The organism is Sphingomonas sp. (assembly GCF_039594485.1).
GTDB lineage: Bacteria > Pseudomonadota > Alphaproteobacteria > Sphingomonadales > Sphingomonadaceae > Sphingomonas.
Map to the genome: position 1 here is coordinate 1 of NZ_JBCNNI010000060.1, position 11778 is coordinate 11778.

The 11778-nt window shown below is 64.9% G+C and carries 14 protein-coding genes and 1 pseudogene; 11 read left to right on the plus strand and 4 right to left on the minus strand.

What is annotated here, in order from left to right; genetic code table 11:
• The 3 genes from ABDV78_RS18700 to ABDV78_RS18710 form a co-directional block, all read left to right on the plus strand.
• A partial coding sequence (locus tag ABDV78_RS18700; RefSeq protein WP_343528972.1) for a hypothetical protein occupies positions 1–254 on the plus strand: 254 nt, incomplete at its 5' end.
• Between the two features lie 346 nt (positions 255–600).
• Complete coding sequence (locus ABDV78_RS18705; protein WP_343528973.1) at positions 601–876, plus strand: helix-turn-helix transcriptional regulator; 276 nt, start codon at positions 601–603, stop codon at positions 874–876.
• Positions 866–2176 carry a HipA domain-containing protein gene (locus ABDV78_RS18710; RefSeq protein ID WP_343528974.1) on the plus strand — a complete coding sequence of 437 codons (1311 nt, stop codon included), beginning with the start codon at positions 866–868 and terminating at the stop codon, positions 2174–2176. The genes ABDV78_RS18705 and ABDV78_RS18710 overlap by 11 nt, the downstream gene beginning before the upstream one ends.
• A 33-nt stretch (positions 2177–2209) precedes the next feature.
• Here ABDV78_RS18710 and ABDV78_RS18715 read toward each other — a convergent pair whose 3' ends face one another.
• Both ABDV78_RS18715 and ABDV78_RS18720 read right to left on the minus strand, forming a co-directional pair.
• Positions 2210–2461, minus strand: coding sequence for a hypothetical protein (locus ABDV78_RS18715; RefSeq protein ID WP_343528975.1), 252 nt, complete (start codon positions 2459–2461; stop codon positions 2210–2212).
• A 16-nt stretch (positions 2462–2477) separates the two neighbouring features.
• Entirely contained in the window at positions 2478–3656 is a 1179-nt protein-coding gene (locus tag ABDV78_RS18720; protein ID WP_343528976.1) for a serine hydrolase domain-containing protein, read from the minus strand.
• A gap of 271 nt (positions 3657–3927) precedes the next feature.
• On the opposite strand from ABDV78_RS18720, the gene trbJ reads away from it, so the two are divergent.
• From trbJ to ABDV78_RS18755, 7 genes are all read left to right on the plus strand, one after another.
• The gene (gene trbJ, locus ABDV78_RS18725; RefSeq protein WP_343528977.1) at positions 3928–4680 is read left to right on the plus strand and encodes a P-type conjugative transfer protein TrbJ; all 753 of its coding nucleotides are present in this window, start codon (positions 3928–3930) and stop codon (positions 4678–4680) included.
• A 130-nt stretch (positions 4681–4810) separates the two neighbouring features.
• Positions 4811–6097, plus strand: coding sequence for a P-type conjugative transfer protein TrbL (gene trbL / locus ABDV78_RS18730; protein WP_343528978.1), 1287 nt, complete (start codon positions 4811–4813; stop codon positions 6095–6097).
• 3 nt (positions 6098–6100) lie between these two features.
• A complete protein-coding gene (trbF, locus tag ABDV78_RS18735; protein WP_343528979.1) occupies positions 6101–6919 on the plus strand; it encodes a conjugal transfer protein TrbF in 819 nt (272 codons plus the stop codon).
• On the plus strand, positions 6916–7752 hold the full coding sequence (gene trbG, locus ABDV78_RS18740) for a P-type conjugative transfer protein TrbG (RefSeq protein WP_343528980.1): 837 nt from the start codon (positions 6916–6918) through the stop codon (positions 7750–7752). Before trbF ends, trbG begins: the two co-directional genes overlap by 4 nt.
• Before the next feature lie 47 nt (positions 7753–7799).
• Positions 7800–8975, plus strand: a complete 1176-nt coding sequence (locus tag ABDV78_RS18745) for a TrbI/VirB10 family protein (protein WP_343528984.1) — start codon at positions 7800–7802, stop codon at positions 8973–8975.
• A gap of 1 nt (position 8976) precedes the next feature.
• The gene (locus tag ABDV78_RS18750) at positions 8977–9207 is read left to right on the plus strand and encodes a DUF2274 domain-containing protein (RefSeq protein ID WP_343528981.1); all 231 of its coding nucleotides are present in this window, start codon (positions 8977–8979) and stop codon (positions 9205–9207) included.
• Positions 9208–9251: 44 nt separating this feature from the next.
• Entirely contained in the window at positions 9252–9437 is a 186-nt protein-coding gene (locus ABDV78_RS18755; protein ID WP_343528982.1) for an excisionase, read from the plus strand.
• Here the strand turns inward: ABDV78_RS18755 and ABDV78_RS18760 are convergent.
• Positions 9434–10765, minus strand: coding sequence for a type II toxin-antitoxin system HipA family toxin (locus tag ABDV78_RS18760; RefSeq protein WP_343528983.1), 1332 nt, complete (start codon positions 10763–10765; stop codon positions 9434–9436). The genes ABDV78_RS18755 and ABDV78_RS18760 overlap by 4 nt on opposite strands.
• Before the next feature lie 2 nt (positions 10766–10767).
• Positions 10768–11016 (minus strand): helix-turn-helix domain-containing protein, encoded by a 249-nt coding sequence (locus ABDV78_RS18765; RefSeq protein ID WP_042485091.1) that lies wholly within the window; start codon positions 11014–11016, stop codon positions 10768–10770.
• A 530-nt stretch (positions 11017–11546) separates the two neighbouring features.
• On the opposite strand from ABDV78_RS18765, the pseudogene ABDV78_RS18770 reads away from it, so the two are divergent.
• Positions 11547–11663 (plus strand): annotated as a pseudogene (locus ABDV78_RS18770) (AlpA family phage regulatory protein); the annotation flags it as partial.
• Positions 11664–11778: the final 115 nt, after the last annotated feature.

The following is an 11778-nucleotide window of genomic DNA, read 5'->3' on the forward strand; positions in this document are numbered from 1 at the left end:
CTTCGCTGGCAATTTCACGTTGGAGGATCTGGGCTTCATCTTCGTTCCTTCGTCACTGCGACGAAGCCCAGATCCTCCTCAACTCACAACCTCAAATCTGTGCCAGTGGTGCTGACGGGGGACACAATGCTGTGCTCGCCGAACATGGCCGCGATGGCTTCGCCAGTGCCTTCCTTCGCGACGCCGGCCTCGATTGGGCGGCCGACCTCATGGCCGATGCGCCGCAGCCGGAACCCGGCGGAGCATCACTCTAGCGATGTAGAATCACGCGATGCCTGCTGCGGTCACAGCTAGGCTGCCTCGGTCCGAAGTCATCGTGCATCTGAGATGAGCGATAAATTGCAAAACTCGATCGCCTTGGGCCTTCCTGCCGGTAGCGGCGGGCCGTTGGCAATAGAACGCTATTGATGGATGCGTCCATCAGTAACGCCGCTAATGATCGATGCATACAGCATATCGATTGACAATGGGCACTGGAGGGTCCATTTGCTGGATACATCACGCGTAAAGCCGCTTGATGCTGGATGAGTGCCACAGATGCCTGCTTCAAAGAAGCGCAGTTACGCACGCTATACGATTGCCGCGGTAGAGCTCCTCGGCATGCTGGTACAGGTCGAGCGCAAGTCGCGCAGGATGACCGCGCAAGACTTGGCGGACCGGCTCGGCGTCGACCGCAGCACCTTGCATCGACTCGAACAGGGGGATCCGAAGGTCGAGCTGGGACTTGCCTTCGAGGCGTGTGCCATCCTCGGCATTCCGCTGTTCGAAGAGGACGCACAGGGGGTGTCGATGCGGCTCGACGAAGCGGGCAAGCGCCTCGCACTGCTGCCTCGCCGCGTGCGGCCAAAGCCGTTGAGCATCAGCGATGACTTCTAAGCGGCCCCATCCGCGCGAGGCCTTTGTCTGGACCTGGCTGCCCGGAGCCACGAAGCCGGTCGTTGCTGGCCGGCTGGTATCCGACGGCGAGCGTATCCAGTTCATGTATGGCCGTTCGTATCGCGAGCGGACCGACGCCATCCCGCTTTATATGCCGGAACTCCCGCTCGTGGGCGAACTCATCGCCCCCCTCGGCACACTTGCGATGGCGAGCGCGATCCGCGACGGCGCCCCTGACGCCTGGGGACGGCGTGTCATCCTCAACAAGACCTTCGGGGGCAAGGGCAACGACCTTGACGGGATCGAGCTGGACGAGCTGGTCTTCCTGCTCGAATCTGGCTCGGACCGGATCGGCGCCCTGGATTTCCAGACGTCTGCAACAGCATATGCTCCACGTGGCGGCAGGCACGCGACCGTCGAGGAACTGCTCGCGTCTGCGGAGAAGGTTGAGAAGAACCTGCCGCTCACGCTGGAGCTCGACCAGGCCCTCCATCATGGCAGTTCGATCGGCGGTGCCCGTCCCAAGGCGCTGCTCACGGATGGGGCGCAGAAATATGTCGCCAAATTCGCCAGCAGCGGCGACACCTATTCGGTCGTGAAGGGTGAATATATCGCGATGCGCCTGGCCGCGCTCGCTGGGCTGTCGGTCGCGCCGGTCCGGCTGATCCATGCTGCGGGCAAGGATGTACTTCTGGTCGAGCGGTTCGATCGCGTGTCGACCGGGAATGATTGGCACCGCCGGGCGATGGTATCGGCGCTCACCATCCTCGAGCTCGACGAGATGCAGGCGCGCTATGCGAGCTATCAGGATCTTGCGGAGAAGATACGCTTCCGCTTCATCGATCCGACCGCAACCCTGCACGAGCTGTTCACGCGGCTGACGTTCAACATCCTGGTCGGCAATGTCGACGATCATGCGCGCAACCACGCCGCGTTCTGGGATGGGGCGCAGCTCGCCCTGACGCCCGCCTACGACATTTGCCCACAGGCGCGAGCCGGCGAGGAAGCCAGCCAAGCGATGCTGATTGTGGGCCGGCACCGCTCGAGCCAGATAGCCACCTGCCTGGCCGCCGCCGGCGACTTCCATATGACGTCCGACCAGGCCATCGCGATCGTGTCCAGGCAGATCGAGACCATTGGCGCGCAATGGCTCGCGCTGTGCGACGAGGCGAGCCTGGGACCGGTGGACAGGGCGCTGTTCTGGGGACGGCAATTCCTCAATCCCTTTGCCTTCTACGAGCTTGAAGGGCTGGCGGCCGTACTCGCCGAGCGCGCCGCCACGATCCGCGGCCAAGTCTGAACCGATAGCGCTTGGACGCCTGCTGCCGCTCCCCTAAACTGCAACGAAGACGAGAAGGACGTGAAGACGAGGTAGCGACGACACCGGTAATATGATGCGCAGCGAGGTTGTCGAGCAGGGCGATTTCAAGGTCCGGGCAATCGCCAGAACCCATGCGGTGATGCTGTGCTTCGACGTCACCGAGCCGTCGCGCGCAGGGCTGCTTGGCTTCGCGATCGTCAACGGATCGGCCGGAGACGGCGCGGGCGTCGCGAGAAAGGCTGCGGCAACGGCGATGGCAGTCATCGTACTCATGGTCCCGTCAGCTCATCTGGCCGCGAAGGAAAGCGATCAGCTTCGGGTCGCTGCCGATACGTTCGAGGATAGGCAGGATGACCCGCCATCCGTTGTCGCTGTTGGTCAAAATGACGATCCCGTCGCCGCTCGCGCGGTTGATCGCGGCGAAGGTGAAAGCTCCAGCATCCTTGCCGGTGTGCAGCATCGTCGTACCGTCGGGAAAGCCAAGAAGCTGCCAACCTAGGCCGAAGCCGGTCCAGGGCGGACAGCTAGTCGCTTTCGTTCCGGCGCATATCTCAAATGTCAGGTCAGCCTGTGATTTGCCGCGCTCCGCCGCGATGGAGGCGACCAGGCCCCGGTCGTTGCGGGCATCAATGAGGAAGCGCGCATAATCTTCCGCCGTCGCGTGAGCCAGATCGGCAGCGTTGTATCGCGTCACCCGCTCAACGGGCAGCGGCTTGCCGGCGTCGTCATAGGGTACCGCGATCGGTACCTTCCCGCCTTGCGCCGACACATAGCCCGACGCGCGCATATGGGCCGGGGCGAACAGCCAGCGCCCAGCCAGCGCCTCGAACGACTGCCCGGTGCGACGCTCGGCGTAGCGCGCGGCATATTGATACCCCTCGCCCGAATAGCCAGTGGTCGTGCCGGGATCGTGGTCGAAGGCCAGCCCCTTTGCATCGCGCCAGTTTGGCAGCCCGGTGCGATGACTCAGCGCCATGCGGACCGTCAGCTTCATCCGTCGGGAGTCTTGCGACAGGTCAGGGTCGCTCCAGTAGCGATCCATCGGCTCATCGAGCGACAGCTTGCCGGCCGATACCAGTCGCAGGATAACCTCCGCCGTGAGCGGCTTCGTCAGCGAGGCGAGATTGTAGGGCGTGGCGACGGTCGCCGTCCGGTTCGGCCCCGCCGTGCCCCAGGCCCCAGTCGAGACGATCCGTCCATTGCGGATCACGGCGACTGAAGCACTCTCCACGCGCTGTTCGTGAAGGGTTGTGGTCATATCCGGCATAGATGCTTTGGCGCTGGCGTCCGCCATCGAGGTGCAAGCCAGCAGCGCGATCAAAGCCCCGATCACCGTCCATCTCGAACAATCTGCTGTATTGCTCATGTGCAACACGTAGCGGTGTTGATGTTTGGCCGCAACCTGATGCGTCTTTCCATCGACGTGACGAGCGCAAGGACCGCTACGGAGCTTCTCCAAATATCATTCCAAGGAGAATGCCCCGTCCGTTTAGCAGGACATCTCCACGCGTGAGCCAACTGGGATGTCCAATGCCGCCCGCCCAAAGCCTACCTTGCTCTACATGCAAGCCGCACTTCGCGGATTTTGTGGGGAGGTTTCGTGGCTGTCCCCACAAAGGGCCGTGCTGACCCCAGCCGGCATCTGACGCCGCCGCGCCAAGAAGCCGACACTCCATGCCGAACCCGACCGCGATCGATGCGGGTGCGGGGCCAGAGCACTGGAGATCGTCATGCCGTTCCTCAACCGCCGCCGCGTCATCGCCGCGCTCCTTATCGCCGCTGCCAATGGCAGTCTTATCATGGGCGTCATGCCGGCGGCGACGCCCGCCCATGCGCAGTTCGGCGGGATCGTGTTCGATCCGCGAAACTATGCGCAGAACATCCTTACTGCCGCGCGCACGCTTCAGAGCGTCAACCAGCAGATCCAGCAGCTCCAGAATGAGGCGCAGATGCTGGTTGCCATGGGCAAGAACCTGAGCCGCATCGATTTCCCGCAGCTGGATGCACTCAAGCAGAAGCTTGCCGAGATCGACCGGCTGATGGGTCGGGCGCAGGCGATCGACTTCCGGGTCGGCCAGCTCGACGACCAGTTCCAATCGCTGTTTCCCGCCGACTTCTCCTCGGCGCTCCGCACCGACACCCGCGTGCGTGATGCCCGCGCGCGGCTTGATGCCAGCATGGGCGCGTTTCGCCAGACGATGACGGTGCAGGCGCAGGTCGTCGAGAATGTCCGGTCGGACGCCCAGGCGCTCGCCGACATCGTCGCCCGCAGCCAAGGCGCGGAAGGCTCGCTCCAGGCACAGCAGGCCACCAACCAGCTCCTTGCCCTGACCGCCAAGCAGCAGTTGCAGCTCCAGCAGATGATGGCCGCGCAGTTCCGTAGCGAGGCGATCGAGCAGGCACGGCGCGCGACGCAGGCACAGGAGGCACGTGCGGCGACCAGGAAGTTCCTCGGCTCCGGGTCAGCCTACACGTCCCAATAGCCCCACGGCGTAGACAGGCTCGATCCGGCCGGCGGCCGGTGATGCCCGATCATCGGTCGCCGTCGCGGGGCGCGGTCCCGCTCCCCACCGCGTCCCGCGACATCCCTTTATCGATGCAGGATGAACCACCTTGAACGACTTGAACGTCATCGACCGCTTCCTGCAGGCGTTCATCACTTACATCGACAGCGGCTTCGGGCTGCTCGGTCCTGACGTCGGCTTCCTGACCGCAACGCTGATCGGCATCGACATCACGCTTGCCGGCCTGTTCTGGGCGATGGGCGGCGAGGACAATGTCATCGGACGCTTCCTCAGGAAAATCCTCTATGTCGGCGCCTTCGCCTTCATCCTGAACAGCTTCTCTCGTCTCGCGGACATCATCTTCCGCTCGTTCGCGCAGGCCGGGCTGATCGCTGGCGGTGGCACGCTGTCCGCGGACGACCTTCTGAAACCCGGACGGCTCGCCGGGACCGGCTTCTCAGCGGCGTGGCCGCTGCTCGACCAAGCGAGCGAGATGGTCGGGTTCACGACCTTCTTCGACAACTTCCTGACGATCATGATCCTGCTGTTCGCCTGGGCGCTGGTGATCGTCGCCTTCTTCATCCTCGCGGTGCAGATGTTCGTCTGCATCCTCGAGTTCAAGCTGACGAGCCTAGCGGGGTTCGTCCTCGTGCCGTTCGCGCTGTGGAACCGCACCAGCTTCCTCGCCGAGCGCGTGCTGGGCAATGTCGTCTCGTCCGGCGTGAAGGTGATGGTGCTCGCCGTCATCGTCGGGATCGGCTCCAACTTCTTCGCCGAGTTCACTGACGCCTTGCAGGGTCGGGAGCCCGACATCGGCCAAGCGATGAGCCTCGTGCTCGCCAGCCTGTCGCTGTTTGGCCTCGGCATCTTCGGGCCCTCGATCGCCTCGGGATTGGTGTCGGGTGCGCCGCAGCTCGGCGCCGGCGCGGCGCTCGGCACCGCGGTCGGTGCCGGCGGCATCGCGATGCTGGCGGGCGGCGCGGCGGTGGGCGGCGCGCGCGCCCTGGCCGGCGCTGCGCTTGGTGCGGTGCGTGCCGGCACCGCGATGGGATCGGCGGCCTCGACCGCCGCGCAGCTCGGTCGCGAGACGGGCGGCTCTGCGGTCGGCGGCATGGCCGCCGCTGCCAAGGGCGCGTCGGCGCAGAAGATCGAAAGCACCTTCGGGCTCGGCGCTGCCGCGGAGCGGGGGCGCAACGCTGCCTGGGCGGCGCTCAATCGAACCCCCGATGCGTCACAGGGCGCGAGCGACGCCGAGGGCGGCACACCCGCCTGGGCGAGGGCAATGCGCGACCAGCAGACCAGCCGGCATCGCCGCCAGGTCGCGATCCACGCGCTCAGCCAGGGTGATCGTGGCGGCGGCTCCGCCATTCCCGACATCAAGGAAAGGAACGACTGAACCATGGTCTTCAAGCGAAGCATGCAGCGATACGGGCGAACGCTGCCGCCCGAGACGCCCTACCAGCGTGCCGGGCAGCTATGGGACGAGCGGATCGGCTCGGCGCGCGTGCAGGCGCGCAACTGGCGGCTGATGGCATTCGGCTGCCTGGCCCTGACCGCAGGCACGTCGGCAGCCCTTTCCTGGCAATCGATGCAGAGCCGCGTCACGCCCTATGTCGTCGAGGTCGACAAGCTCGGCGAGGCGCGGGCGGTACAGCCGGCCGACGTCGCGTACCGGCCGACCGATCCGCAGGTGGCGTGGCACCTGTCGCGATTCATCACCAACATCCGTTCGGTGTCGCTCGACCCGGTACTGATGCGCCGCGACTGGCTCGAGGCCTATGACTTCGCGACCCAGCGCGGGGCGCAGTTCCTAGGGGAATATGCCCGGTCGGCAGCGCCCTTTGCCCAGGTCGGCGACCGGACGGTGTCGGTGCAGGTCACCAGCGTCGTGCGCGCGTCCGACACGTCGTTCCAAGTCAAATGGACCGAGACCATGTTCGAGCGCGGCAGCCAGGCTGTCGTCCAGCGCTGGACGGCGATCCTCACCATCGTCACGCGCGCGCCGACATCGGCCGAGGTGCTGCGCAAGAACCCGCTTGGAATCTATGTCGACGCGATCGACTGGAGCCGCGAACTGGACACCGCGCCATCGTCGCCACCCACACGCCCCGCCGCCCAGTCGCCCGCGACCCTGCCGCTCGGATCGCCGCTCGATCCTTCCCTCGGCGCCCGATCCGGGGCGGCGGACCTGTCCAATTTGCAGGAGAAGAACCCATGAAGTCCGTCATCTTGCCGGCCATGGCCACCATGGTCCTGGCCGGCCCCGCGTGGGCACAGGATCGCGCCGCAGCACCGCTCAAGGCGGTGCGGTCCGCCACGCGCAGCGCCACGATCGAGCCGGCAGCGACCGGGTTCGTCAGCGGCGCGCAGGTCTATCCGTTCAACGACGGCACGATCTATCAAGTCTATACAGCGCCGGGACTGGTAACGGACATTGCGCTCCAGCCCGGCGAGACCCTCGTGGCGGTCGCGAGCGGCGATACCGCCCGCTGGGTGATCGGCGACACGACGAGCGGTTCTGGTGACGGCAAGCAGACGCATGTGCTGGTCAAGCCGGTCTCGACAGGCTTGCTGACCAACCTGGTCATCACGACCGACCGGCGCGCCTATCATCTCAGGCTCGCCAGCACCCCGGCAACGGCGCTGTCCTCGCTGCGCTGGACCTATCCGCAGGACGAGCTGCTGGCCGTGCGACGCAAGGCGGAGGCCGCACAGGCTGCGGCGCCGGTGGCGACGGGGCTGGCGATCGAGCAGCTGGATTTCAACTACGCGATCAGCGGCGACCGCCCGCCATGGCGGCCGCTGCGCGTGTTCGACGACGGGACAAGGACCTATGTCGAGTTTGCGACTTCGCTGGCCAATGGTGATGCACCACCCCTGTTCGTCGTCGGCCCAGATGGGAAGGTGGAACTGGTCAATTACCGGCTGCGCGACCGCTTCTATGTCGTCGACCGGATCTTCGACGCGGCCGAACTCCGGCTCGGCTTGAAGAAGCAGCAGGTCGTCCGCATCGACAGGATCGGGCCATCCGCTCAGCGGAGGGGGGCATGACCGAGATTGCCGAACCTTCGTCAGACGCACCTTCGCCCGCCGAAGCTATGCTCGACGCGCCCGCACCCGAGGCGCCCGCCCAGCCGCCGAAGGTCGACCCGGAGACATTGGCCATCCGTTCCCGTCCGGCACGCGCGATCCGCTTCCGCAAGGGTGCGATCATCGGCCTCGCCGCACTGGGCTCGGCCAGCCTGATGGGTATCGCGTGGATGGCGTTGAAGCCGCAGGTCTTCCGGCACGTCGCGCAGGACAGCGAATTGTCTCAGCCGATGGCAAAGCCCGCCGCCGACGCACTCTCTGGCCTCCCGGCCAGCTATGGCGATGCGCCCAGGCTCGGCCCGCCGCTTCCCGGCGACCTTGGCCGGCCAATCCTTCGCGCACAGGAACGGGCCGAAGCGACCGTTGCTCCTCCGTCCGTCGATACGGTCGCGGCAGCACGGCAGCAGCGGATGGCCGACCTCAAGGCGGCGCGAGAATCGGGCCTGATGGCGCAGGTCACGACCGGCCATAGCGTGGTCACCCCTGCTTCCTCCGTCGGCCCCGAAGTCCCTGATGCCATCCCTGCGACGGCGACGGGGACGCGCAAGGAGCAGTTCGCCGCGGCCAGAGACACGGGCGGCGATCTCAACGTCGGCGCCCTCGTCACTCCTGCTTCGCCCAACAGCCTGCTGGCGGGCAGCGTGATCGCGGCAAGCCTCATCACCGGCTTGAGTTCCGACCTGCCCGGCATGGTTACCGCGCAGGTCACCCAGAACGTGTTCGATACCGTCACGGGGACGATCCTGCTCGTACCACAGGGTGCCCGGCTGATCGGCAAGTATGACAGCGTCGTCGCGTTCGGGCAGCGCCGTGCGCTGGTGATCTGGCAAAGGCTGATCCTGCCCGACGGCAGCTCGGTGCGGCTCGACAACATGCCTGCCACCGACCCGGAAGGCTATGCCGGGCTTGCCGACCGGGTCGATTTCCACACATGGACGCTGCTCAAGGGTGTCGCGATCGCGACCATGCTCGGCGTCGGTTCCGAGCTGTCGATCTCCGGCGGAAGCGACCTCGTGCAGGCGATCCGCCAGTCCGCCCAGACGAACGTCGCGCGGGCCGGCGACCAGATCACCCAGCGCAACCTCGACGTCCAGCCGACGGTCACGATCCGTCCCGGCGCGCCGGTCCGCTTGCTGGTGACCCACGATCTCATCCTCGCCCCTTATCCGAGAAGGACAAGCTGACATGGCCGATCTCAAGCTCGGCAAGCTGCCCGACCGCACGCCGGTCAAGCTGGCCATCACCATCACGCCGGACCTCCAGTCGTCGTTGCAGGCCTATGCGGCGGCCTATGCCTCGACCTACGGCATTGACGAGCCGGTCACCGAATTGATTCCCGCGATGTTGTCGGCCTTTCTGGAGAGCGATCGGGCGTTCGTGCGCGAGCGCGACGCGCGAGCACGGGGGCAGAAATGATCGAGCGGGGATGGTAAAGCAAGATCGAGCCGCTGACGGTCCGCGTGGCAACGGTGGTCCGGATCACGGGCCTCAGCCGCTCGCGGATCTACGAGCTCATCCAGTCGGGCGACCTCGAGACGGCGAAGGTCGGCCGTGGCACGCTGGTCCGGTATTGCAGCCTCAAGCGGTTGACCGACAATGAGGGTGGCGGAGAGGGGTATGCCGGACATGTTTTGCAACGCGACTAGCTTAGCTCCGTAAACACCGTGTCGAGACGGGCCAGACGATCGGCGATCGCTCGGCTTACGCTGGCATGGACGTCGTCGGCGAAGTCGTCCGGCATTGCTTCTCGCGCGACGTCCGCAGCCGTGACGGCTTTTTTGCGAATGTCGGTGATGACCTTGTCGACAATGGTCGGGCCGATACCCGCGGCTTTCGCGGTCTGGACGAAGTGCCGGCCCAGGACTTCCTCGATCCGGTAATGGCGGCTCGTGCCCGCCGACATCGCCAACCGGAAACTCTTCCGTGCCAACTGTCCGCGATCGACAGCATCCTGGACGCTCAGGACATCGTAGAAGGGCGTCAGCTTGAAGCCGCCGCCCGGACGCAGAAAAAGGCTGAAGTTTTTCGCATGTCCGTCGGTCGCGCCGATGAGCCAGAAGATGATCTGGCTCGACAGGAATGTCGCCTGATCCTCGGTCGGATCGTCGCTACCGCCAAGCAGTCTTATGATATCCGCCGCGGCGGGACCACCTTCGCTTTGGTATTTCCGGGAGGATGGCACGCCGAGTGCCTGGCAGCAGTCTTCCTGCGGAACGCGCAGCAATCGGCCATCGGCGAGCCATCGGCGATCGAACCGCTCTACGACCAGCGCGCGCCGCACCCCGAAGGTGACGATCTCGGTTTTCGCCACCGGCAAGCCGAAGGCGCCCAGCAGCGTCAGGCAGTAATGCTCGTTGTCGACACTGGCGGTCATGTCGACCATGCCGGTGGATGTCGGGATTTCGCCGAGCTGTGGCTTGAGGATGTGGGTCGTCGGGGTCGTACCGAGCGGGCGTAGCCACCGGCCGTCGTGCCGCAGCAGGGCGGTCTTCTCCTGCGCACCGGCGATCGAAATCCGGAACTCCTGGCCGGGGTCGATCCCGAGCGGCGCACCTTTGAGATTGTCGAGGAGGTGTTCGATATCCTCGTCGCTCAAAGCTTCGCCCCGTATATCGCCTATGGCGTCGATGGCCTCACCGTCGGGCAGGAACTGCATCGCACCGACACAATCCCGGCCGATGCGGGCCAAGAGATTGTACGGATCGGTACCTTCGGCACCCGTGCGCTCCGCCACGCGGCGTCGGATATCTACGCTGTCGGGAAGCAGGTTGTCGAAAACGGCGAGTACCGGCGCGCCGCGATAGGTGGTTGCACGAAGCGGCAGTGATAGCGAGGCCGCAAATGCGTGCTCCCACTCGAGCCAGCTCTGATCATAGCGGAACGATACGGCGCCGCTCGTTTCCTTCTCGAGGCGGCCGACGAGGCGATTATTGATCAGCACGTTCAGGGGAACGTGGGTCTTGCGGCGTGCCATTGTCAGAAGATTTCGCTCAGGTCAGCGCTGCCCTTGCTGCGCGGTGCGATCTGCATGTCGAGGTCGAGCGCTGCCAGGATACCGAACAGGGTGTCGAGCTTCGTACCCGTTTGCCCGCTTTCGATGCGGGAGATCGTCTTCTGCCCGGTGCCAACCAAGGCCGCCAGAGCCTGCTGGGTGAGGTTGCGCTTGGTCCGCGCGTTATGGATGAGCGCACCGAGCTGTTTGGGAGAGCGAGCAATGTGGGCCACGGGAGACGCCTTTCAGTGACGGCATACCCTATAAGGGATAAACTAGCGATATGCCTTGAAGGGTATAGTGGGTATTTATACCCTGCAGGGAGTAAATGCAATTTATACCCTGTGGGGCATTATCAACGTTAAGGACGCTGGGCTATATCGGGCGTCCGCGAGGGTAGCGGCCAGAGGCGGGGAGGAGCTATTCTCGTCAGCATGGTTGGACGACGACATGTAACGCGCGCGATTCCAACGTTTGCCAGCCTTGCCTTCACGCCCTTGCGCAGATTTGGGTGGGGCGCCGTTGATATCCACCAAGCATTGCGACACTCCCGCTCTTTGCCTCGGGTCACAAAACAGAATGGATCCAGACGGAGCAGCTTGGCACCACGCCAGCGGCGTCGATGCCGTTCCTGCAGCATCGCGAGAGACGGTAGCGAATGTCCCTCGCGAGCACGCCGGAGGACCCAGAGAGGCTCTACTCCACTTAGCGGGGAAACAGGACCTTAGCGGTTCCCAACCGCAAAAACCGAAAGGTGGTACCCATGTCCACTAATCCTGACCGCTTTCTCCGTCTGAACGCCGTCCTGGCGCAGACAGGACTTTGCCGTTCCACCCTATATCGCAAGATGGCCGACGGCACCTTTCCAAGGCGTGTCCGTCGTCAGGACATTTGGCGCAGATGGGGGCGTAGATTAGTGGAGAGCGGGCCTCGTCTGGGGGCTGATGTTAGGCGGCCAGCTTGCGGTGCAGCAAGCGCCGATATTCGAGGGTCTG